21 protein-coding genes are annotated in these 22,248 nt (G+C 72.7%); 8 read left to right on the top strand and 13 right to left on the bottom strand.

Annotated features, from left to right (window positions below; translation table 11 throughout):
• Window positions 1–120 precede the first annotated feature (120 nt).
• Window positions 121–1,080 carry a prolyl aminopeptidase gene (gene pip / locus ACH01S_RS15950; RefSeq protein WP_067891750.1) on the bottom strand — a complete coding sequence of 320 codons (960 nt, stop codon included), beginning with the start codon at window positions 1,078–1,080 and terminating at the stop codon, window positions 121–123.
• A 56-nt stretch (window positions 1,081–1,136) separates the two neighbouring features.
• Here pip and ACH01S_RS15945 point away from each other — a divergent pair, with 56 nt between their 5' ends.
• Window positions 1,137–1,361: a hypothetical protein gene (locus ACH01S_RS15945; RefSeq protein WP_067891747.1), complete on the top strand. Its 225-nt coding sequence runs from the start codon at window positions 1,137–1,139 to the stop codon at window positions 1,359–1,361.
• Window positions 1,362–1,379: 18 nt separating this feature from the next.
• Here ACH01S_RS15945 and hrpA read toward each other — a convergent pair whose 3' ends face one another.
• Complete coding sequence (gene hrpA / locus ACH01S_RS15940) at window positions 1,380–5,306, bottom strand: ATP-dependent RNA helicase HrpA (protein ID WP_218010279.1); 3,927 nt, start codon at window positions 5,304–5,306, stop codon at window positions 1,380–1,382.
• A gap of 252 nt (window positions 5,307–5,558) precedes the next feature.
• Between hrpA and ACH01S_RS15935 the strand changes: the two genes are divergently transcribed.
• Window positions 5,559–6,968, top strand: a complete 1,410-nt coding sequence (locus tag ACH01S_RS15935) for a serine/threonine-protein kinase (protein ID WP_067891744.1) — start codon at window positions 5,559–5,561, stop codon at window positions 6,966–6,968.
• 33 nt (window positions 6,969–7,001) lie between these two features.
• Here the strand turns inward: ACH01S_RS15935 and ACH01S_RS15930 are convergent, their stop codons facing one another.
• Both ACH01S_RS15930 and ACH01S_RS15925 read right to left on the bottom strand, forming a co-directional pair.
• Complete coding sequence (locus tag ACH01S_RS15930) at window positions 7,002–7,655, bottom strand: DUF4360 domain-containing protein (RefSeq protein ID WP_067891741.1); 654 nt, start codon at window positions 7,653–7,655, stop codon at window positions 7,002–7,004.
• Between the two features lie 151 nt (window positions 7,656–7,806).
• Window positions 7,807–8,139, bottom strand: a complete 333-nt coding sequence (locus ACH01S_RS15925; RefSeq protein ID WP_067891738.1) for a winged helix-turn-helix transcriptional regulator — start codon at window positions 8,137–8,139, stop codon at window positions 7,807–7,809.
• A 96-nt stretch (window positions 8,140–8,235) separates the two neighbouring features.
• On the opposite strand from ACH01S_RS15925, the gene ACH01S_RS15920 reads away from it, so the two are divergent.
• Window positions 8,236–9,126, top strand: a complete 891-nt coding sequence (locus ACH01S_RS15920) for an NAD(P)-dependent oxidoreductase (protein WP_067891978.1) — start codon at window positions 8,236–8,238, stop codon at window positions 9,124–9,126.
• Between the two features lie 31 nt (window positions 9,127–9,157).
• Here ACH01S_RS15920 and ACH01S_RS15915 read toward each other — a convergent pair whose 3' ends face one another.
• The 4 genes from ACH01S_RS15915 to ACH01S_RS15900 form a co-directional block, all read right to left on the bottom strand.
• Window positions 9,158–10,630: an NADH-quinone oxidoreductase subunit NuoF family protein gene (locus ACH01S_RS15915; RefSeq protein WP_067891736.1), complete on the bottom strand. Its 1,473-nt coding sequence runs from the start codon at window positions 10,628–10,630 to the stop codon at window positions 9,158–9,160.
• Window positions 10,627–11,385 carry a hypothetical protein gene (locus ACH01S_RS15910; RefSeq protein WP_083980741.1) on the bottom strand — a complete coding sequence of 253 codons (759 nt, stop codon included), beginning with the start codon at window positions 11,383–11,385 and terminating at the stop codon, window positions 10,627–10,629. Before ACH01S_RS15910 ends, ACH01S_RS15915 begins: the two co-directional genes overlap by 4 nt.
• A 77-nt stretch (window positions 11,386–11,462) precedes the next feature.
• Complete coding sequence (locus ACH01S_RS15905; protein ID WP_067891733.1) at window positions 11,463–12,371, bottom strand: SDR family oxidoreductase; 909 nt, start codon at window positions 12,369–12,371, stop codon at window positions 11,463–11,465.
• A complete protein-coding gene (locus ACH01S_RS15900) occupies window positions 12,371–13,138 on the bottom strand; it encodes an SDR family oxidoreductase (RefSeq protein WP_067891730.1) in 768 nt (255 codons plus the stop codon). The genes ACH01S_RS15905 and ACH01S_RS15900 overlap by 1 nt, the downstream gene beginning before the upstream one ends.
• Before the next feature lie 76 nt (window positions 13,139–13,214).
• Here ACH01S_RS15900 and ACH01S_RS15895 point away from each other — a divergent pair, with 76 nt between their 5' ends.
• From ACH01S_RS15895 to ACH01S_RS15880, 4 genes are read left to right on the top strand one after another with little or no spacing between them, the layout of a single operon-like run.
• On the top strand, window positions 13,215–13,961 hold the full coding sequence (locus tag ACH01S_RS15895; protein WP_067891727.1) for an enoyl-CoA hydratase family protein: 747 nt from the start codon (window positions 13,215–13,217) through the stop codon (window positions 13,959–13,961).
• Window positions 13,958–14,821, top strand: coding sequence for a CoA transferase subunit A (locus tag ACH01S_RS15890; RefSeq protein ID WP_067891724.1), 864 nt, complete (start codon window positions 13,958–13,960; stop codon window positions 14,819–14,821). Before ACH01S_RS15895 ends, ACH01S_RS15890 begins: the two co-directional genes overlap by 4 nt.
• Window positions 14,818–15,561 (top strand): CoA-transferase subunit beta, encoded by a 744-nt coding sequence (locus ACH01S_RS15885; RefSeq protein WP_067891721.1) that lies wholly within the window; start codon window positions 14,818–14,820, stop codon window positions 15,559–15,561. The genes ACH01S_RS15890 and ACH01S_RS15885 overlap by 4 nt, the downstream gene beginning before the upstream one ends.
• Window positions 15,558–16,622: an NAD(P)H-dependent flavin oxidoreductase gene (locus tag ACH01S_RS15880; protein ID WP_067891714.1), complete on the top strand. Its 1,065-nt coding sequence runs from the start codon at window positions 15,558–15,560 to the stop codon at window positions 16,620–16,622. The genes ACH01S_RS15885 and ACH01S_RS15880 overlap by 4 nt, the downstream gene beginning before the upstream one ends.
• Window positions 16,623–16,627: 5 nt before the next feature.
• Here ACH01S_RS15880 and ACH01S_RS15875 read toward each other — a convergent pair whose 3' ends face one another.
• From ACH01S_RS15875 to ACH01S_RS15860, 4 genes are all read right to left on the bottom strand, one after another.
• Window positions 16,628–17,605: a quinone oxidoreductase family protein gene (locus tag ACH01S_RS15875; RefSeq protein ID WP_067891712.1), complete on the bottom strand. Its 978-nt coding sequence runs from the start codon at window positions 17,603–17,605 to the stop codon at window positions 16,628–16,630.
• Window positions 17,605–18,606: an aldo/keto reductase gene (locus tag ACH01S_RS15870; RefSeq protein WP_067891706.1), complete on the bottom strand. Its 1,002-nt coding sequence runs from the start codon at window positions 18,604–18,606 to the stop codon at window positions 17,605–17,607. The genes ACH01S_RS15875 and ACH01S_RS15870 overlap by 1 nt, the downstream gene beginning before the upstream one ends.
• A 112-nt stretch (window positions 18,607–18,718) precedes the next feature.
• Window positions 18,719–19,579 (bottom strand): helix-turn-helix transcriptional regulator, encoded by an 861-nt coding sequence (locus ACH01S_RS15865; RefSeq protein ID WP_067891699.1) that lies wholly within the window; start codon window positions 19,577–19,579, stop codon window positions 18,719–18,721.
• A gap of 37 nt (window positions 19,580–19,616) precedes the next feature.
• On the bottom strand, window positions 19,617–20,522 hold the full coding sequence (locus ACH01S_RS15860; RefSeq protein WP_067891693.1) for an NAD(P)-dependent oxidoreductase: 906 nt from the start codon (window positions 20,520–20,522) through the stop codon (window positions 19,617–19,619).
• Window positions 20,523–20,569: 47 nt separating this feature from the next.
• On the opposite strand from ACH01S_RS15860, the gene ACH01S_RS15855 reads away from it, so the two are divergent.
• Window positions 20,570–20,920: a winged helix-turn-helix transcriptional regulator gene (locus ACH01S_RS15855; RefSeq protein WP_067891691.1), complete on the top strand. Its 351-nt coding sequence runs from the start codon at window positions 20,570–20,572 to the stop codon at window positions 20,918–20,920.
• A 118-nt stretch (window positions 20,921–21,038) separates the two neighbouring features.
• Here the strand turns inward: ACH01S_RS15855 and ACH01S_RS15850 are convergent, their stop codons facing one another.
• Window positions 21,039–22,214 (bottom strand): acyl-CoA dehydrogenase family protein, encoded by a 1,176-nt coding sequence (locus ACH01S_RS15850; protein ID WP_067891686.1) that lies wholly within the window; start codon window positions 22,212–22,214, stop codon window positions 21,039–21,041.
• Between the last annotated feature and the right edge of the window lie 34 nt (window positions 22,215–22,248).

The following is a 22,248-nucleotide window of genomic DNA, read 5'->3' as shown; positions in this document are numbered from 1 at the left end:
CTGTTCCTCGATGTCGCAGTGAGTTGTGAGGGACATGTGGGGACGGTCATGCCGTGGCGGAGCGGGCACCGGGGACCACCGAAAGCCGGGAGGCCCCGCCGCGCGGGGCCCCGCGCGAGGTCACCGGTCGCGGAACCGGTCGGTCGCGGCGATGAGGAGGTCGCGGGTCCCCGGTTCGGAGCCGCCGTGGCCCGCGTCCTCGACGACGTGGAACTCCGCCTCGGGCCAGGCGCGGTGCAGGTCCCACGCCTGGTCGGGCGGTGTCTTCATGTCGTAGCGGCCGTTGACGACGACGGCGGGGACCGACCGGATGCGGTCGACGCCCGCGAGCAGTCCGCCCTCGGGCAGGAACCCGCCGTTGGCGATGTAGTGGTGCAGGATGCGGGTGAACGCGAGCACGGTGGCGTCGTCCAGGTCCGGCGGCGGGACGGGCAGCAGCGTGTTCGCCGCGAGCTCCCAGTCCATGAACGCGCGGGCGGCGGGGACGCGCACCGCCGGGTCCGGGTCGTTGATGCGGCGGCCGTAGGCGGCGAGCAGGTCGTCCCGCTCGGCGGCGGGGACCGCGCCGCTGAACGCCTCCCATTCGGCCGGGAAGAGGTGCGCCAGGCCGGTCGGGGCGAAGGCCCACTCCACGTCCGGCGGGCGGACCAGGTAGATGCCGCGCAGGACCAGTTCCGTGACGCGGCCGGGGTGCGCCTGCGCGTAGGAGAGGGCGAGGGTGCTCCCCCAGCTTCCGCCGAACACGAGCCATCGGTCGACGGACAGGTGCTCGCGCAGCCGCTCGATGTCGGCCACCAGGTGCGGCGTCGTGTTGTGCTCCAGCGAGACGTCAGGGTCCCCGGCGTGCGGCCGGCTCCGGCCGCATCCCCGCTGGTCGAACAGGACGATCCGGTACGCGGCCGGGTCGAAGAAGCGCCGGTTGTCCGGCAGCACCCCGCCGCCGGGGCCGCCGTGCAGGAACACGGCGGGCTTGCCGCCAGGGTTCCCGCACGTCTCCCAGTAGATCTCGTTGCCGTCGCCGACGTCGAGCAGCCCGGAATCGTACGGCTCGACCGGTGGATAGAACTCCCGCAGACCCATGTGATCAAGTAGTACCGCATGAACGATCATGACTGGACCGCACTGATCTCCTGGAGATGATCACGGTGACGTGCACGCAATGCGGCGGCGAGAACATGGAGCCGGGCTTCGTCGAGGACACCGGCGAGCACTCGCGCGGCTACGCGCGCTGGATCGCCGGGCCGCTGGAGCGCGGCGTCTTCGGCGGCGCGAAGCGGCTCGGCAGGCCGCGCTGGCAGATCGACGCCTGGCGGTGCGTCCAGTGCGGGCACCTGGAGCTGTACGCGCGCAACCCGGCGTGAATGGCCCCGGAGGGCGGGCTAGAGCTGGGCCAGCGCCTTGCGGACGCGCTTGTCCGAGACGGGGTAGCGCGTCCCGAGCTGCTGCGCGAACAGGCTGACGCGCAGCTCCTCCAGCATCCAGCGGACCTGCCGGACCGGCTCGTCGTCGCGGCGGGCCGGGGGCAGCCGCCGCACCGCCTGCTCGTACTCCTGCCTCAGGACGTCCACCTGGTGCGCGAGCATCCGGTCGCGTCCCGGGTTCTCGGGGAGCTTGTCGAGCCTGACCTGCAGGGCGCGCAGGTAGCGCGGCAGGTCGGGCAGGCGCGCCCATCCGGTCGCGGTGACGAAGCCGGGCCGGACCAGCCCGTCGAGCTGCCCGCGGATGTCGGTGAGCGCCGGGACGAGCGTGAGGCTCGTCGTCCCGCGCAACCGGCGGTCGACCTCGTGCGCCTCGGCGAGGACGCGCTCGACCAGCGCGACGACCTCGGCGGTCGCGTCGTGCAGGTCGGCGCGGACGCGGTCGTAGAGGGCGCGGAAGCCGTCCTCGTCCCAGGCCGGGCCGCCCGCCGCCGCGATGAGCCGGTCGGCGGCGGCGGTGACGCAGTCGTCGAACAGCGCCGCGATCGACCCGTGCGGATTGTGGCTGAGCGCGAGTTTGCCCTTGTTGGTGAGACGGCCCTGGATGAGTTTCACCGGGGACGGCGCGTTCAGCAGGATGAGCCGCCGGGTGCCGAGCCACATCGCGCGTGCCTGCTCGGCCTCCGTCTCATACATGCGGACGGCGACGCTGCCGCCTTCGTCGGTGAGCGCCGGATACGCCTTGACGTCGTAACCGGCCTGGTTGCGCTCGTAAGTGCGGGGCAGTTCGCCGATCGTCCATTCGGTGAGGCCGGAGCGTTCGATGGTGGACGCGGCCTTGGACAATGTGCCGCGTACCTTGCCCGCGAGGCGGCGTTTCAGTTCGTCGAGGTCGGGGCCCTCGCCGAGGGTGCGTCCCTTGTCGTCGACGACGCGGAACGTGATGTGCAGATGGGCGGGGAGGCGGGACGTGTCCCACGCCTCCCGCGCGACCGGCACGCCCGTCATCGCGGTGAGTTCGCGTTCGAGGGCGGTGAGCAACGGCTCGCTGCGCGGCGCGACCCTTTCGAGCACCTTGCGCGCGTAGTCGGGCGCCGGGACGAAATTGACGCGCAACTGCTTCGGCAGCGACCGGATCAATTCGGTGACCAGTTCGCCGCGCAGGCCCGGGACCTGCCATTCGAAGCCGTCCGGCCGCACCTGGTTGAGCACCTGGACGGGGACGTGGACCGTCACGCCGTCGGCGTCGGCGCCGGGCTCGAACTGGTAGGTGAGGCGCAGCCGAAGCGCGCCCTGTTTCCACACGTCCGGGTAGTCGGCCTCGCTGACGCCGCCCGCCGTCTCGTTGATGAGCATCGACTTCTCGAACCCGAGCAGGTCGGGGTCGGAGCGGCGGGCGTTCTTCCACCAGGCGTCGAAATGGCGGCCGGAGACGACGTCCTCGGGGATGCGCTCGTCGTAGAAGTCGAAAAGGGTCTCGTCGTCCACGAGGATGTCGCGGCGGCGGGCCCGGTGCTCCAGTTCTTCGACCTCGTCCAGCAGGGCGCGGTTGTCGTGGAAGAAGCGGTGGTGCGTCTCCCAGTCGCCTTCGACCAGCGCGTGCCGGATGAACAGTTCCCGCGACGTCGCCGGGTCGATGGCGCCGTAGTTCACGCGGCGGTCGGCGACAATCGGCACCCCGTACAGCGTCACCTTCTCGTGCGCCATGACGGCGGCCTGCTTCTTCGACCAGTGCGGCTCGCTGTAATTGCGCTTGACGAGGTGCCCGGCCAGCGGCTCGATCCAGTCGGGTTCGATCTTGGCGTTGATGCGCCCCCACAGCCGGGACGTCTCGACCAGTTCCGCCGACATCACCCAGCGCGGCGGCTTCTTGAACAGCGCCGAACCGGGGAACACGGCGAACCGCGCGCCCCGTGCGCCGAGGTACTCCTGGCCGCGCCGCTGCGGTTTGCCGTCCTTCTTGTCGGCGTCAGCGAGCCCGATATGCGACAGCAGGCCGGACAGGAGCGCCACGTGGACGCGGTCGGGCGGGGCGTCGGCGTTGTTGAGCGTCACGCCGAGCGACTTCGCGACCTGCTTGAGCTGGCCGTGCAGATCCTGCCATTCGCGGACGCGCAGGAAATGCAGGAACTCGTTCTTGCACATCCGCCGGAACGCGCTGCCCGACAGTTCCCGCTGCTGCTCGCGCAGGTAGTTCCAGAGGTTCAGGTAGGCCAGGAAGTCGGACGTCGGGTCGGCGAACCGCCGGTGCTTCTCGTCGGCGGCCTGCTGGTGCTCGGCCGGGCGCTCGCGCGGGTCCTGGATGGACAGCGCCGCCGTGATGATGAGCACCTCCCGGACGCAGCCGTTCTTGTCGGCCTCCAGGATCATCCGTCCGAGACGCGGGTCGACGGGGAGCTGCGCGAGGCGGCGGCCGAGCGGGGTGAGGCGTTTGCGCGGGTCCTTCTGCGCCGGGTCGATCGCGCCCAGCTCATGCAGAAGGTCGACCCCGGCCTTCACGTTGCGGCGGTCCGGCGGCTCGACGAACGGGAAAGCGGCGATGTCGCCGAGTCCCAGCGAGGTCATCTGCAGAATGACGGAGGCGAGGTTCGTCCGCAGGATCTCCGGGTCGGTGAACTCGGGACGCGACTCGAAATCGTCCTCGGAATAGAGGCGGATGCACACGCCCTCCGACACGCGGCCGCAGCGTCCCTTGCGCTGGTTCGCCGACGCCTGCGACACCGGCTCGATCGGCAGCCGCTGGACCTTCAGCCGGTGGCTGTAACGGGAAATGCGCGCGGTCCCGGGATCGACGACGTACTTGATGCCGGGAACGGTCAGCGACGTCTCCGCGACATTCGTCGCGAGGACGATCCGCCGCCCGCGATGGGCCTGGAACACCCGGTGCTGCTCAGCCGAGGAAAGGCGGGCGTAGAGCGGCAGCACCTCCGCCGTCTCCCGCCGCCGGGTGAAATGCTTCGCCAGCGCGTCGGCCGTGTCGCGGATCTCGCGCTCGCCGGAAAGGAACACGAGCACGTCGCCCGGGCCCTCGCGGGACAGTTCGTCCACCGCGTCGAGAATGGCCTGGATCGGGTCGCGGTCCGGGTCGGCGGACGGGTCGTCCGGGTCCACGACCGGCCGGTACCGCACCTCCACCGGGTACGTCCGCCCGGACACCTCGACGATCGGCGCGTCCCCGAAATGCTCGGAGAACCGCTCCGGGTCGATCGTCGCCGAGGTGATGATCACCTTGAGGTCGGGGCGGCGCGGCAGGATCTCCTTGAGGTAGCCGAGCAGGAAGTCGATGTTCAGGCTGCGCTCGTGCGCCTCGTCGATGATCAGCGTGTCGTACTGGCGGAGCAGCCGGTCGGTCTGGATCTCGGCGAGCAGGATGCCGTCGGTCATCAGCTTGACCAGCGTGTCGTCGCTGGACCTGTCGGTGAACCGCACCTTGTACCCGACGGCGTCGCCCAGCTCGGTGCCCAGCTCGGAGGCGATCCGGTCGGCGACGGTGCGGGCCGCGAGCCGCCGCGGCTGGGTGTGCCCGACCGAGCCGAGCACGCCGCGTCCGAGCTCGAGGCAGATCTTCGGGATCTGGGTCGTCTTCCCCGAGCCGGTCTCGCCCGCGACGATCACGACCTGGTGGTCGCGGATCGCGGCGAGGATGTCGTCCTTCTTCTGCGAGACCGGGAGCTGCTCTGGGTAGCTGATCGCGGGCACGGCGGCGCGCCGCCGCTCGACCCGCCGCTCGGCGGCCTCGACGTCGGCGGTGATCTCCGCGAAGACGGCGGCGCGGCGGGCCGCGTCGCTCATCTTGCGGGCTCCGTCGATCCGGCGGCGCAGCCGGTGCTGGTCGCGCAGCATGAGCTGCGGCAGGCGCGCGCGCAGGTCGGCGAGCGGCGTTCTCACACTCGTCCTTAGGGGTAGCGATGGGGCGGCGGGCCGTCCGGCGGTTCCAGGCCCGCCGGTCCCGCTCGCCCCGCAAACCTTCGCACCGTAACCGGAACGCCCGGCGAAGGCGATCCATTTTCCGGTGCCTTCACCGTAGAACGTCCCTCCCGGAGAGGGCATTCCGCCCCCGGGACGCCACGGAGCGTGGCGGGTCGTTCGCGGTGAGGATGCGCCGCCCCGGTCCGTCGTCCATCATTGGGAGGCGTGGACATGCCGAGTGCCGCCGGCCGCTACCGGATCGACCGCCTCCTCGGCACGGGCGGGTTCGCCTCGGTGTGGCTCGGGCACGACCCCGAGCTCGACTCCCCCGTGGCGATCAAGATCCTGGGCGAGCACTGGACGCTCCGCACCGACGTGCGGGAGCGGTTCGTCCGGGAGGCGCGGCTGCTGCGCCGGGCCGACTCGCACCGGGTGGTGCAGGTCTTCGACATCGGCGAGCTGCCGGACGGACGCCCCTACTTCGTCATGTCCTACGCCGACCGGGGCACCCTCGCCGAGCGGCTCGCGGACGGCCCGCTCCCGCTGAACGAGGCGGTGCGCACCGCGCGGGAGATCATCCTGGGCGTTGAGGAGCTGCACCAGCTCGGGGTGGTGCACCGCGACCTCAAGCCGTCGAACGTGCTGCTGCGGTCCGCGGCGGGCGGCGCCGAGCGGCTGATGATCTCCGATCTCGGGATCGCCCGCACCGAGGACCACCTGTCCAGCCTCACGCTGCCCGCCGGGTCGCCCGGGTACATGGCCCCCGAGCAGACGCAGGTCGACGGCGCGCCGGACCGCCGCTCGGACGTGTACGGCCTCGGCGCGCTCACCTACCACCTGCTGACGGGGAAGCCTCCCGCGTCCCCGGCCCGGCCCCCGTCCGAACTGCGCCCCGGCGTCCCGCCCCGGGTGGAGACGGCCGTGCTGCGCGCCCTCGCCCCGGACCGGGAGAAGCGCTGGCAGTCCGCGGCGGCGTTCGAGTCCGCTCTGTCCGAGGTCGCCAGCGATATCGACACCGACCCGCTCCCCGACGCTCCCCCGCCCCGACGCCGCGCCTGGCGAAGGCGGCGCGTCGCGCTGGTCGCCGGGACCGGCGCGGCGGTCGCCGCGACGGCCGCCGCGGGCGCGATCTGGGCGCTGACCGGCGGCGGCGGCTCCGAGCAGAGCCGAGCGGACGACCGCTGGCTCCGCGCCGACTCCGACATCCCCGCCCAGTACCGGGACCTGATCGTCCGCGCCGGGACGTGGTGCGAGATGCGCGGGCTCAGCCCGGCGCTGATCGCGGCGATGCTGAAGGCGGAGAGCGGGTTCGACCCGCGTCTCGCCGACCCGGCGAAGAACGAGTACGGGATCGCCCGCTGGACGCCGGGCGTCCTCGTGTTCTGGCAGCCGGGCGGCCTCAACAACCCGGAGCCCAAGCCGGAGCAGATCACACCCGAACTGTCCATCCCGGCGATGGGCCGCTTCCTCTGCTACTGGGGCAAGGACCTCAAGGACGTCCCGGGCGACCCCGCGCTGAACCTGGCGGCGACGTACCGCAGTTCGTCCAAGACCATCGTGAAGGCGGGCGGCGTCCCCGCCAGGTTCAGGCCCTACACCGACAAGGTCCACCGGTACCTGGAGGCCTACCGCCCGCGCTGACGGCAGGCAGGGCCGTCCACGCCTTGACGCGGGTCAGGGGCATTCCTTCCAGACCAGGTGGTAGGTCGTTTGGAAGGTGCCGTCGGCGGAGTTCATGGAGACGGAGCTGACCTTCGACAGGTCCGAGGTTCCCGGGGCGACTCGCAGTTCGGTGTTGACGCCGATGGACCGCGTGTCCTCGCATATCTTCCACACGAGTTCGTCCGCGGGCACAGTCTCGGTGATCTGGTAAAGGTCGTTCAAGGGGCCGGACATGCTGAACGTTTTGAGGTCGCTCCGATCGGAGCCCAGGAAATTGTGTTCGGCCTTCAAGGTGGCCTTCGCGCCGGACTGCAGGGCGGGGGTCAGGCGGTAGTCCACCCGCGAGACGGCGTAGGTCAGGTTGTGGCGGGTGGTCACCTTCACGGCCAGCGCGCAGTTCTTGCGAGCGTCGGCGGGCTTCGAGGAGCCGCCCACCTGGGCCGTGTAGTCGCGGTAGTCGATGGTGAAAGCCTCGTTGCCCCACTTGAAGGCCGCGCCGGTCGTGGCGGTCGTGCATCCGGAGCCGTTCGCGGTCGTGATCTCGACAATGGCGTCGTCGGGCCCTTCGGCGGTGGGCTGGGCGGAGGCCGAAGCGGACGCGACCGGAGCGGCGGTCAAGGCGAACGCGGCGGCGGCCGCGGCGGAAAGTGCGATCCCCTTGCGCATACGGTTCCCCTCCACGGAATTGACGGTCCGGTCAATGGAAATCGAACCATGATCGTTTTACCGGGAAAGTAATCGAGTATGCGAGTGCTGTCAATCAGCCAAAAATTCACTTCGAAGAACGAACCAGTGAAAATCCAGCCCGGGTCGGGCTCTACGTCCGGGCGCGGCCCCAGGCGGCGAGCGGCTTCAGCGCGGCGTTGAGGCGTTTGCCGTCCTCGGTCAGCGAGTACTCGACGCGGGGCGGCACCTCGGCGTAGGAGACGCGGCGCACCACGCCGTCCGATTCGAGCTCGCGCAGGTGAGAGGCCAGCACCTTCTCGGTGATCCCGGGGACCAGCCGACGCAGCTCGCCGAAGCGGCGGTAGGGGTGCTCGTGGAGCGCCCAGAGGATGAGCACCTTCCACTTGCCGCCGATCACCTCCATCGCGGTGTCGATCCCGCAGACGTGCCCGCCCCGGGTGGCCGGCCGGTTCGACGTCGTCATGCCTCGCCCTTCCGACGTGCTCGCTCACCCCGGGGTAAGTACCCACCACGAAGTGCGTACTTGATCGCCTCCGGAGCTTTGACCAGCCTAATCGGCATGGCACAGAACACCGCTGAGAAGACGTCCGTCACTTTGCTGGGGCTCGGCGCGATGGGCACCGCGCTGGCCCGCGCCTGGCTAGCCGCCGAGTACCCGCTCACCGTTTGGAACCGCAGCCCCGCCCGTGCTGAGGCACTCGCCTCCGAAGGGGCGAAGGTCGCCAGCACCGCCGCTGAGGCGGTCGAGGCGGGCACCCTGATCGTCGTCTGCCTCCTGGACGACGATTCGGTCGCCGAAGTGTTGGAGGGTACCGATCTGGGCGGCAAGGACCTCGTCAACCTGACCACCGGTACGCCCGCCCAGGCCCGCGCCCGAGCCGACTGGGCCCGCGAGCGCGGCGCCCGCTACCTGGACGGCGGGATCATGGCCGTCCCCCCGATGATCGGCGTTCCGGAGGCGGGCGGTTACGTCTTCTACAGCGGGTCCCGGGAGCTGTTCGAGCGGCATCGCGGGACGTTGGGCGTCCCGACCGGCACCAACTACGTCGGCGAGGACGCGGGCTTCGCGGCCCTCCACGACGTGGCCCTGCTCAGCGCCATGTACGGGATGTTCGCCGGCGCCGCACACGCTTTCGCCCTGATCCGCACGGAGGACATCGACCCCACGGCGTTCGCACCGCTTCTCACCGACTGGCTCGTCGCGATGGCTCCGGCGCTTCACCGGACCGCCGGACAACTGCGGAGCGGCGACTACACCAAGGGCGTCGTCTCGAACCTGGCCATGCAGGTGGCCGGTACGCCCACTTTCTTGAGCACCGCCGAGCAGCAGGGGGTGAGCCCCGAACTGCTCAGCCCCTATTTCGAACTGATGCGCCGCCGCCTGGCCGAGGGCAGCGGCGAAGAGGACCTGACCGGCGTCATCGACCTGCTGGTGAACGACAGGCCCTAGAGCGACGACGGCCTCGGCGCCGCGGGTGGTTTCAGCGGACGCGTGGGACGAGGCGCAGGGCTAAGCCCGGGCACATCGCCACGGCGCGGCGCGCGTCCGCTTCCAGGCGGTCGGGGATCGGCTCGGACGGGATCACCGGGTAGTCGTGTTCGTCCATCCGGACGGTGCCGCGCAGGATGTCCGCGCACAGGCCGTGGCCGTCGCAGCGGCTCCAGTCGACCTCCAGGCTCAGCCGGGCGTCGGTCCCGGCGGGGAGGACGCCCCGGACGGGACGTCCGCAGCCGCCGTGCTCGATGTGGCGGGCGACGTCGTCCGCGAACACGTCAAGGGCGGACAGGACGAACCGGGCCGAGCCGTCGGGATGGGCGCAGGCGCCGCGTCCGGCGGCCATCCGCGCGGCGCGGCGGACGGTGTCGCGCGCGGCGGCGGCGTCGCGTCCGGCGGCGAGGTCGGCGAAGGCCCCGGCGACGTCGGGCAGGCCGAGCCGGCAGGGGCCGCACTGCCCGGCGGACTCGGCGGCGAGGTAGCGGGCGACCCGGGCGCATTCGCCGAGCGGGCAGGTGCCCCGGCCGAGCGGCATGACGATCCCGGCGCCGAGGACGCCGCCGGACTCGGCGAGACCGGCGCGGGAGACGCGGGTCCGGGACGCGCGCTCGCCGGTCAGCCAGGCGCCGTGGTAGCCGCCGACCAGCACGCCCTCGCCCGCGCGGGCCCCGCACAGGTCGAGCAGGTGGCCGAGCGGCGCCCCGGCCGCCGTCTCGACGACGGCGGGGAACCGCGCCGCGCCGGTCACGGTGAGCAGGACGGTGCCCGGCTCGTCGGGCGTCCCGGCGCGGGCGTAGGCGCGGGGGCCGAGCCCGGCGAGGACGGCGAGCTGCGCGTAGGTCTCGGCGTTGGAGAGGAGCGTGGGCAGGCCGTCGACGCCGCTGGTGGACGCGCGGCCCTTGCGTCCGGGCGGGATCGGGCGGCTGCCGTTGATCCCGCGGACCACCGAGCCGCTCTCGCCGGTGACGAAGTGCTCGGGCAGCCGGACGGTCCGGGCGCGGGCGCCGAGGCCGCGTTCGGCGATCGCGTCGTCGAGCGAGCGGGCCGCCTCCTCGTCGGTGACCGCGACGACGATCTCGACGGAGCCGAGCGCGGTGGCGGCGAGGGCGGCGCCGTCCAGGACGAGGTGCGGGGCGCGTTGGAGGAGCACCTTGTCCTTGGCGCTGCCGGGTTCGCCCTCGGTGCCGTTGACGACGACGACCGTGCGCTTGCGGCGGCGCACGGCGCTGTCGGCGGTCGCCTTCACCTTGCGCGCGAAGGGGAACGCGGCGCCGCCCCGGCCGTGCAGGCGTCCCGCCTCGCACAGCGCGATGAGCTGTGCCGCCGTGAGCGGGCGCGGGTGCGGGTGGAGGGCGCGGTGGGCGTCCCAGCCGAGGCGGGCGCCGCCTTCGAGGCCCTTGGTGAGGCGCGGCGGGCCGATGTGCCGGACCGCGACGCGCGGGGGCGCGAGGGTCGTCACGACGTCCTCCCGGCGCGCCGCCGCAGGACCGGGCGGGCCGCGACGGCGAGCGCGACCCCGGCGAGGCAGAGCAGGTATCCGGCGGTGACCCAGGGCGCGGGCGGACGTCCGGACGTCAGCCCGTGCAGGACGCCGACCGGCCAGGCGGCGTAGGCGGTGAGGTGCAGCGCCCGCCACGTCCAGGGGCGGCGGGCGGCGGCGAACCGGCCGCGCGCGATCCCGCCCGCGAACGCGACGACCATCAGGTAGAGCGCGAGGGTGCCGAGGCCGTAGTCGGCCAGGTGGTCGGCGGAGAGCGGGAGGAACGCCTGCGCCGCGCCGATCCGGTGCCGGGCGATCTGCGAGGCGATGTGCAGGACGAGCGTCGCGACGGCGAGGAAGGCGAGCGCCCGGTGCGCCGCCTGCGCGCGGACGCGCCGGGCCGGGGCGAGGATCGCCTGGTCGGTGGCCAGCACCCCGACCATGACCGTCAACGAGAGGGAGACCAGCGCGAAGACGCCGCAGTAGAAGTCGACGAACGATCCGACGGCGCGCAGCTCGGGCAGCAGGACGCCGGTCGAGACGCCGAGCCCGAGGAGCAGCCCGGCGCAGCCCGCGGCGGCCGCGCGGCCGGCGAGCCGGAGCCGGGGTCTGGCCCGGTTCCGGCGCCCCTGCGGCCCGCTGCGGTGGAACCCGTCCGGTGCTATGAGGAACGCTTGGGTCCCCTCATGGGCGAGGCCCTGCGGCGGCCCCGGACGTTCCCGTCCCCTTCTCATTCAACGCCCCCTTGTCGTGTGGATCGGCCGACAAGTACGACGCGTGATCAAGCTCTCTCAGTTCAGTGACATTTGTGTCAACCCGCCCCATAAACGGGTTCGGGCGCGGGCGATTTCGCGAGCAGGCCCGCGACCACGTCGCCGACCTCGGCCGGGTCCCAGCGGGCGCCCTTGTCGGCGGCCGGGCCGTGGCGGAAGGCGTCCATGACGCAGATCCGTCCGCCCTCCGCCTCGAAGACGCGCCCGGTGACGCCGCGGGACGCGGCCGAGCCCAGCCAGACGACCAGCGGCGAGACGTTCTCGGGCGCCATCGCGTCGAATTCGCCTTCGGCGGGGGCCGCCATCGTCTGCGCGAAGACCTCCTCGGTCATGCGGGTGCGGGCGGCGGGCGCGATCGCGTTGACGGTCACGCCGTAGCGGGCCAGTTCGGCGGACGCGACGAGCGTCAGCCCGACGATGCCCGCCTTCGCCGCCGAATAGTTGCCCTGGCCCACGCTGCCGAGCAGGCCCGCGCCGGACGAGGTGTTGATGATCCGGGCGTCCACCGGGCGGCCCGCCTTGCTCTCGGCGCGCCAGTGGCGTCCGGCGTGCTTGAGCGGGAGGAAATGGCCCTTGAGGTGGACGCGCATGACGGCGTCCCACTCGTCCTCGCCGAGGTTGACCAGCATGCGGTCGCGGAGGAAGCCCGCGTTGTTGACGAGGGTGTCGAGCCGTCCGAACGCGTCGAGGGCGGTGGCGACCAGGGCGGCGGCGCCCGCGTCGGTGGCGACGTCGTCGGTGTTCGCGACGGCCCGCCCGCCGAGGGCCTCGATCTCGCGGACCACGTCGTGCGCCGGGCCCGCCGACGCGCCGCCGGTGCCGTCGCGGGCGACGCCCAGGTCGTTGACGACGACGTGCGCGCCCTGCCGGGCGAACTCCAGGGCGTGGGCGCGGCCGAGCCCCCGCCCTGCCCCGGTGATGGCGACCACGCGACCCTTGCAGATCATCACTGCTCCTTGTTCACGCTGGCGGCGTCCAGAAAAGCGGGACGTTCTCCGCCGCCGTGCAGCAGGAGCGACGACCCGGTGATGTAGGCGGCCCGGTCCGACGCCAGGAAGACGCAGGCCGCGCCGACCTCGTACGGGTCGGCGAGGCGGCCCATCGGGACGGTCCGCTCCACCGCCGCGATGCCCTCCACGTCGCCGTAGTGCAGGTGCGACTGCTCGGTGCGGACCATCCCGAGCGTCACCAGGTTCACCCGGATGTCGGGCGCCCATTCGACGGCGAGCGACTGCGTGAGGCTCTGCAGCCCGGCCTTGGCCGCGCCGTAGGCGGCGGTGCCGGGCGACGGCCGGATCCCGCTGACGCTGCCGATGTTGATCACCGAGCCGCCGCCGCGCTCCAGCAGCCGGGGCCGCAGCGCCCGCGCCATGATCAGCGCGGTGGTCAGGTTGAGTTCGAGGATCTTGACGTGGGTGCGCAGCGGGCCGTCGGCGACCGGCAGGAACGGGGCGCCGCCCGCGTTGTTGACGAGGATGTCGGCGCGGTCGAGGCCGTCCGCGAACGCCTCGGCGGCGTCGGGGTCGCGGGCGTCCAGGGAGACGAACCGGGGCGTCCGGCCGCCGGACTCGGGCAGCGTCTCCGGTTCGCGCCGGGCCACCGCGACGACGTCGGCGCCCGCGTCCAGGAGGGCGCGGGTGATCCCCGCGCCGACCCCGCGCACGCCGCCCGTGACCACGGCGGTCCGGCCGTCCAGATCGAGCGTCAGTGACATCGCGTCTCCTCTGCGATCCCCGAGTTCCGCCTCTGCTACCTTCTGTTCTAACAAATGTTTGGTGGAAAGGTAGCGCATGGGAGTCTCCACCACGACCCGGGACGGGGTCGCCGAGATCGTCGTGGCCGCCCCGCCGGTCAACGCGCTGACCGTCGCGGGCTGGTACGAGCTGGCCGACGCGGTGGTCGCGGCGGGCCGTGATCCGCGGGTCGGAGCGGTCGTGCTGCGCGCCGAGGGACGGGGCTTCAACGCGGGCGTCGACATCAAGGAGATGCAGCGCACCGACGGCCACACCGCCCTGGTCGGCGCGAACCGAGGCTGCTTCGCGGCGTTCGCCGCCGTCTACGACTGCGAGGTGCCGGTGGTCGCGGCCGTCCACGGGTTCTGCCTCGGCGGCGGGATCGGCCTGGTCGGCAACGCGGACATCGTGATCGCCTCCGACGACGCCTACTTCGGCCTGCCCGAGGTCGACCGGGGCGCGCTCGGGGCGGCGACGCACCTGGCGCGGCTCGTCCCGCAGCACCTGATGCGCGCGATGGTCTACACGTGCCGCAACGTCACGGCGGACGAGCTGCACCGGCACGGGTCGGTGCTTGAAGTCGTCCCGGCGGACGGACTGCGGGCGAAGGCGATGGAGGTCGCCGCGTCGATCGCCGCCAAGGACCGGTACGTGATCCGCCGCGCCAAGGAGTCGCTGAACGGGATCGACCCGGTCGACGTCAAGCGCAGCTACCGCTACGAGCAGGGCTTCACCTTCGAGCTGAACCTCGTCGGCGCGGGCGACGAGCACCGCGACGCGTTCGTCGCCAAGGGGGCCGAATGAGTTCCAAAGTGCTTTCGATCGAGGCGGTCGTCGGGTCGCTGGAGAGCGGCATGACGCTCGGGATCGGCGGCTGGGGGTCGCGGCGCAAGCCGATGGCGCTCGTCCGGGCGATCTGCCGGTCCCCGATCACGGACCTGACCGTGGTGACGTACGGCGGGCCGGACGTCGGGCTGCTGTGCGCGGCGGGCAAGGTGCGGCGGCTCGTCACCGCGTTCGTGACGATGGACTCGATTCCGCTGGAGCCGCATTTCCGGCAGGCGCGCCAGTCCGGCAAGATCGAGCTGACCGAGTACGACGAGGGCATGTTCATGTTCGGGCTCTACGCGGCGGCGCACCGGTTGCCGTTCCTGCCCACGCCGGTCGGGCTCGGCTCGGACGTCCTGCGGATCAACCCGGAACTGAAGACGATCCGCTCGCCCTATGAGGACGGGCGGGAACTCGTCGCCGTCCCCGCGTTGACGATGGACGCGGCGCTCGTCCACATGAACCGGGCCGACGCGCGCGGCAACGCCCAGTACCTCGGCCCCGACCCGTACATGGACGACCTGTTCGCGAAGGCCGCCGACCGCACGTACGTGTCATGCGAGCGGCTCGTCGACACCGAGGACTTCGCCAAGGAGGGGCCGGTGCAGTCCCTGCTGATCAGCCGGGCGCACGTGACCGGCGTGGTGGAGACGCCGAACGGCGCGCATTTCACCGACTGCGCCCCCGACTTCGGACGGGACGAGAAGTTCCAGAAGCTCTACGCCCGGTCGGCCGCCGACCCGGCGGAATGGGCGGAGTTCAGCGACCGGTTCCTGTCCGGCGACGAGGCGGCGTACCAGGACGCGGTCCGGGTGTGGCGGGAGGAGAACCGATGAACGCGACCACCCACACGGCCACAAGGGCCGAGGTGTGCGCGGCGGCGTGCGCGGACCTCTTCCGCGGCGACGGGGAGATCGTCGCGGCGGCGGTGGCCGGGTTCGTGCCGATGCTGGGCTCGCGGCTGGCGCGGTCGACGTTCGCGCCCGACCTGCTGACCACGGACGGCGGGCCTGCGCTGAGCGGCGAGCCCGTCCCGCTCGGGGCGTCCGCGACGACGGTCGAGGGGTGGCTGCCGTTCCGCGACCATCTGTGGCTGGTGCTGAACGGTCGGCGGCACGTGGTGATGGGGCCGAGCCAGATCGACGCGCACGGCAACACCAACATCTCGTGCATCGGCGAATGGGAGCGCCCGACGCGGCAGTTGCTCGGGGTGCGCGGCGGGCCCGGCAACACGCTGCTGAATCCGACCAGCTATTGGGTGCCGAGGCATTCGACGCGGGTGTTCACCGGGAAGGTCGACATGGTGAGCGGCGTCGGCTGGGACCGGGGCGCGCACGAGATCCGCCGGGTCGTGAGCAACCTCGCCGTGCTCGACTTCGACACCCCGGACCGGCGGATGCGGCTCCGCTCCGTCCATCCCGGGGTGAGCGTCGCGGATGTCGTGGCGGCGACCGGGTTCGAGCTGGTCGTCCCGGACGAGGTGCCCGAGACCCGCCTCCCGGACGCCGAGGAACTGCGGATCATGCGCGAGGAACTCGACCCGAAGGGACTGCGGGAGCGCGAGGTCCCGTCGTGAGCGGACAGGTGCTCGACACGCCGTTGACGCGGCTCGCGGGAGTCAAGCATCCGGTCGTGCAGACGGGAATGGGCTGGGTGGCCGGGCCCCGGCTCGTCACGGCGGTCGCGAACGCGGGCGGGCTCGGAATCCTGGCGTCCGCGACGATGACGCTCGACCAGCTCGCCGACGCCATCCACGAGGTGAAGGACCGGACGGGCGCGCCGTTCGGCGTCAATCTCCGGGCGGACGCCGGTGACGCGGGCGACCGCATCGACCTTCTCATCAAGGAGGGCGTGAAGGTCGCGTCCTTCGCGCTCGCGCCCAAGCGGGAACTGATCGGGAGACTGAAGGACGCGGGCGTCGTCGTGATCCCGTCGGTCGGCGCGCGGCGGCACGCGGAGAAGGTCGCGGCGTGGGGCGCCGACGCCGTGCTCGTGCAGGGCGGCGAGGGCGGCGGGCACACCGGCGCCGTCGCCACGACGCTGCTCCTCCCCCAGGTCGTGGACGCCGTCGACATCCCGGTGATCGCGGCGGGCGGGTTCTTCGACGGGCGCGGGCTCGCCGCCGCGCTGGCGTACGGGGCGGCGGGCGTCGCGATGGGCACGCGGTTCCTGCTGACGTCGGACAGCTCCGTCCCGGACGCGGTCAAGCAGGTCTACCTGAGGACCGGCGAGACCGTCGTGACCCGGCAGGTGGACGGCATGCCGCACCGCGTGCTGCGCAGCGAGCTGGTCGACACGCTGGAGCGGTCGGGACGGATCGGCGGCCTCGTCCGCGCGGTGCGCAACGGGGCCCGGTTCAAGCGGCTGTCCGGGATGTCGTGGCGCGCGATGATCGCGGACGGGAAGGCGATGAAGCACGGCAAGGACCTGTCGTGGTCGCAGGTCCTGATGGCCGCGAACACGCCGATGCTGCTGAAGGCGGCGATGGTGGACGGCCGTCCCGACCTCGGCGTGATGGCGTCCGGGCAGGTCGTCGGCCTGATCGACGACCTGCCGAGCTGCGCGGAGCTGATCGGGTCGATCGTGGCGGGCGCGGCGGAGGCCATCGCGGCGCAGCAGGCCCTCCTGGTCCGCTAGCCGGGCTAGCGGCGCACGGCGAGGACGAGTGCGCCGGACACGGCGCCCGACTCGATGCGCCGGTGCGCCTCGGCGGCCCTGTCCAGCGGCAGTTCCTCGACCTCGATCCGCAGGTCGCCGGAGGCGGCGGCGGTGACGGCGCGGCGCAGGGCCCGGCCCGTCTCGTCCGGGAACGTTCCAGCGAACGCGGCCAGGTCGAAGCCCGACACGGTCTTGTTGGCGGCCCGCAGCTCGTTCACCGGGACGACCGCGTCGGCCGCGCCGGACGCGTCGCCCGTCACGACCATCCGGCCCATGGGCGCGAGGGCGTCGAGGCTCGCCCGCAGGGCGGGGCCGCCGACCATGTCCACGACGATGTCGAACCCGCGTCCGCGCGTCAGGGCGGAGACGGCGCCGGGCAGGTCGTCGCGGAGGACGACCTCGTCGAAACCGGACCCGCGCGCCGTCCCGATCTCGGCCGGGGACCCGACCGTCCCGGCGACCCGTCCGGCGCCGAGCAGGCGGGCGGCCCGGCCGAGCGGGCCGCCCGCTCCCCCGGCCGCCGCGTGCACGAGCACGCTCTCGCCCGGCTCGATGCGCGCGACGCGGTCCAGGACGAGGAACGCCGCCGTCCCGTTGGCCGGGACGGCCGCCGCGACGTCCAGCCCCAGCCCGTCGAGCGGCCCGTCCAGCGGCACGACGAGGTCCGCCGAGGCCACGGCGACCTCGGCGTAGCCGCCGCCGGCCACGACCGTCAGCGCCGCGACGGGCCGGCCCCCGCGCAGCCCCTCGACGCCGGGGCCCACGGCCCGCACGTGCCCGGACACCTCGATGCCGGGGACGAACGGCCGCGGGGCGTCCCGCCGGTGGAGGGCCCCGGCGTGGTGCGTCCCCGCGTACGCCACGTCGACCGAGACCTGGCCCGGCCCGGGCTCGGGGACGCCGACGTCCGCCACGCGCAGCACGTCGGCGCCGCCGAGCCCGGGGCCGGTGATCGCCCTCATCAGTACCGTGTCCCGACCGGGTCGGGGACGCCGTCCAGGTCGGCCAGGTCGGCGTCGGTCAGGTCGAGGTCGGCGGCGCCCGCGTTGTCGAGCAGGTAGTGCCGCCGCTTCGTCCCGGGGATCGGGATGACGTGGTCGCCCTGGGCGAGCGTCCAGGCGATGGCGACCTGCGCCGGGGTCGCGTCGTGCCGCTCGGCGACCCGCCGAACCACGTCGACGATCGCCATGTTGGCCTTGAGCGCCTCCTCCTGGAAGCGGGGGTTGCCGCCGCGGAAGTCGGACGACTCGAAGTCGGCGGAGGTGACCGTCCCGGTCAGGTAGCCCCGGCCGAGCGGCGAGTACGGGACGAACGCCGCGCCGTTCGCGGCGCACCAGCCGACCACGTCGCCCATCTCCTCCCCCTCCGTGGCGCCGGGCACGGCGCCCGCGAGCGCGCCCGGGACGCCCAGCGGGTCGCGCGTCCACAGCGACAGCTCCGACTGGATCGCCGCGACCGGGTGGATCGCGTGCGCCTCCGCCGCCTGCGCCGCGCTGACCTCCGACAGGCCGAGCCTGCGGACCTTGCCCGCCGCGACCAACTCCGACAGCGCACCCCACGTGTCGGCGAGCGGATACCTCGGGTCGACCCGGTGCAGGTAGTACAGGTCGATCACGTCGGTGCCGAGGCGGCGCAGGCTCTCCTCGGCGGACGCCGTGACGAACTCAGGGCTTCCGTTCCGGGTGATCTTCCAGGTGGGCTTCGTCTCGACGATCAGACCCGTCTTGGTGGCGACGACCGCGTCGTCCCGGCGGCCCGCGAGCGCCCGGCCCACCAGCGTCTCGTTGTGGCCGGCGCCGTACGCCTGCGCCGTGTCCAGGAACGTCACGCCGTGGTCGACGGCCTCGCGGATCAGCGCGACCGACGCGTCGTCGTCCGTCGCCTCGCCGTACACCCCGCTCATTCCCATGCAGCCGAGCCCGACGGCGCCGACCTGCGTTCCCGCGAAATCACGCGTCCTCATGTGCTTCCCTCCGTGGTTCTCTCTTACGAGAACGATCCTGCGGCACGGAGCGGGGACGAGGCAGACGCGGCTCATCCTGGGTCTGGCACCACCAGGCTCGGGCGGACGCCGGTCAGGTCGCGGCGATCAGCCCCCGGCGGGCCATCAGCGCTTCGAGCCGCTCCTGCGTGCCGGTGCCGGGACGCGGGTTGTTCAGCACCAGGAGCTGCCCGGGCCGGTCGGCGAGCGGCAGCAGCGTCCCCTCGAACACCAGCTCGCCCGCCTCCGGATGCCTGATCGCCTTCACCGCCTGCGCGGGCGCGCTCACCTCGTGCCGCGGCCACAGCTCGGCGAACTCAGGGCTGACCGCGAGCAGGTCGTCGACGATCCGGGTGAACTCGGGGTCGTCGGGGAAGCGCGCGGCGTCGGCGCGGAACCGGGCGACGACGCCCGGCGCCGCCGCCACCCAGTGCGCGTACACCGACCGGTACCGGACGTTCGTGAAGAACGTGACGAGGCAGTTGTGGTCGACGTCGCCGTACCCGAACACCTCGCGCGCCGCGTCGTTGATCGCGACGAAGTTCCAGTGCCGGTCGCGGACGTAGGCGGGGCGCGGCGACCAGGCGTCCAGGATCCGGCGCAGCTCCGGCGTGATCGGGACGGCCGGGCCCGCCTCCGCCTGCGGCGGGTTCAGCCCAGCGAGCAGGTACAGGTGCTCGCGCTCGGCGCGGTCGAGGCGGAGGGCGCGGGCGATCGCGTCCAGCACGTCCCCGGACACCTTGATGTCGCGGCCCTGCTCCAGCCACGTGTACCAGGACACCCCGACCCCGGCGAGCACCGCGACCTCCTCGCGGCGCAGCCCCGGCGTCCGGCGGCGGCCGCCGTCCGGCATGCCGACGTCGGCGGGGGCGAGCCGGGCGCGGCGGGTCCGCAGGAAGTCGCGCAGTTCCCCGTGGCGGCGGCCGGGAGCGGAGGCTGAGGCGGGACTGGCCATGCCGTCCACGATAACCGCCGCTCCCGGCCGGCCACGGCTACCGGACGGCGGCCTCCGCCCGCCCGCCGGGCCGCCGGAGGAGGTCGGTGACGCGGATGAACCCGTCCGCGCCGTGGCCCGTCCCGATGACGCGGCGGGCCAGGCCCTCGGCGGCCCGCATGACGCCCGCCTCGATCCCGTGCCCCTCGGAGGTCTCGATGATGTGCGCCATGGACGAGGCCGCCGAGGTGATCGGGTTGCTCTCGCCGGAGTAGTCGCCGCCGTCCACGCCGGCCGCCAGCTCCTCGAAGATCGGCGGCAGGATCGCGCCGATGCCCGTCGCGAACGGGGCCAGCTCGCGCGCGGTGATGCCCTCCGCCCGCGCCACCGCGAGGGCGTGCGCGTAGCCCGCCATCGCGGTCCAGAAGACGTCCAGCAGCGCGATCTCGTAGGCGGCGGCGCGGCCGGGGTCCTCGCCGAGGTGGGTGTGGGCGCCGCCGAGCGCCTCCAGGACGGGGAGGTGCTCCTGGTAGAGGTCCTTCGGGCCGCTGTGGAGGAACACGGCGTCCGGCGTCCCGATGGTGCCGATCGGCGTCATGATCGCGCCGTCCAGGTAGCGGACGCCGTGGCCGGACGCCCACGCGGCGGCGGCGCGGGACTTGGCGGGCGTGCTCGCGGAGAGGTTCACCACCGTGCGCCCCTTGAGCGCGCCGGTCACCGCCTCGCGCCGCAGCACCGAATCCGCCGCCTCCTGATCCACGACGCACACCACGGTCAGTCCGCTCACGGCGGCCGCCTCCTCGGGCGTCCCGGCGCGGACCGCGCCGAGTTCGACGAGTTCGCCGTCCCGGCCGGGCGTTCGGTTCCAGACGGTGGTCCGCAGCCCGGCGCGGACGAAGGCGCCCGCGAGGGCGCGCCCCATCGGGCCGAGGCCGATCACGGTGACGCCAGACCGATCGGTCATCGATTAACCTCCATAAAAGAATCGACCAAGCGGCAAACGGGAATTCGATGACGCGCAAACAGGCTCGGGAGACGGGCGTCTGCGGGGTGACCGCCGCGATCGCCGTGATCGACGGCAAATGGAAGACGACCCTGCTCTGGCTGCTGGAGGACCGCCCGTACCGCCCCGGCGAACTGCGCCGGAGGCTTCCGGGGCTCAGCGAGAAGGTGCTGACCCAGGCGCTCCGCGAAATGGTGGACGACGGCCTGGTGCACCGCGAGGTGCACGAGGGGCTGCCGCTGAAGACGGTGTACTCCCTGACCGGGTTCGGCCGCGACCTCTCCGAGGCATTGGCCCCCTTGTCCGACTGGGGCCACCGGCGGCTGGAGAAACTGACCGCCGCCCAGCCGGCCAACTGAACGCGCGCCACCTCCGTTCTTCCTGGTGGGCGGCCGGTCGACCGCCCACCACCCACCTTCGTCCGAATGGCGCGCCCAGCCAAGTACCCACAAAAAGGTGGGTATCGCGGAGGGCCGGTCAGCCTTCCAGGAGGCGGCGGCCGATGATCATCTTCTGGATGTCGGCGGTGCCCTCGCCGATCAGCAGCATCGGGGCCTCGCGGTAGAGGCGCTCGATCTCGTACTCCTTGGAGTAGGCGTAGCCGCCGTGGATGCGGAAGGCGTCCTCGACGACCTCCTTGCAGTATTCGCTCGCCAGGTACTTCGCCATCCCGGCCTCCAGGTCGTTGCGCTCGCCCGCGTCCTTGCGGCGCGCCGCCATCACCGTCATCTGGTGCGCGGCCTCGACCTTCGTCGCCATTTCCGCGAGGCGGAACAGCACGGCCTGGTGGTCGGCGATCGGGCGGCCGAACGTCTCGCGCTGCCGCGCGTAGCCGAGGGCCAGCTCGTAGGCGCGGCGGGCGACCCCGCAGGCGCGGGCGGCGACGTTGACGCGGCCGACCTCGACGCCGTCCATCATCTGGTAGAAGCCGCGGCCCGGCGTCCCGCCGAGAATCCGCGCCGACGGGATCCGGTATCCGTCGAAGACCAGCTCGGTGGTGTCGACGCCCTTGTAGCCCATCTTCTCGATCTTGCCGGGGACGGTCAGCCCCGGCGCGACCTCCCCGAACCCGGGCGTCTTGTCGACGAGGAACGTGGTCATGCCGCGGTGCCCGGCGTCCGGGTCGGTCTTGGCGAGGACGGCGACCAGGTTCGCCGACCCGCCGTTCGTCACCCACATCTTCTGGCCGTCGATCACGTGCCGGTCGCCGTCCGGGACGGCCCGCGTCGTGATCGCGGAGACGTCCGAGCCGCAGCCGGGCTCCGACATCGAGAACGCGCCCCGGACGTCGCCGGTGGCCATTCTCGGCAGGTAATGCGCCTTCTGCTCGGCGGTGCCGTGCTGCGCGATCATCCACGCGACGATGAAATGGGTGTTGACGATTCCGGAGACGCTCATCCAGCCGCGCGCCAGTTCCTCGACCACGAGCGCGTAGGTCAGCAGGGACTCGCCGAGACCGCCGTGCTCCTCGCCGATCGTCAGGCCGAACAGCCCGAGGTCGCGCATCCCGTCGACGATCGCGTGCGGATACTCGTCGGCACGTTCCAATTCGGCGGCGACCGGGAGGATCTCCTTCTCGGCGAACGCCCGGACGGTCGCGACGATCTCGCGCTGCTCGTCCGTCAGCCCGTGCGTCTGCTGCAGCCTGCTCACTCGGGTTCCCTTTCGCGAAGCGCGTGTCGCGCCG

Origin of the sequence: Actinomadura chibensis NBRC 106107 (genome assembly GCF_001552135.1) — a bacterium.
In the GTDB taxonomy this organism is placed as follows: Bacteria; Actinomycetota; Actinomycetes; order Streptosporangiales; family Streptosporangiaceae; genus Spirillospora; species Spirillospora chibensis.
The sequence above is the reverse complement of the archived record's forward strand: the minus strand, read 5'-3'. Positions and strand labels throughout refer to the sequence as shown.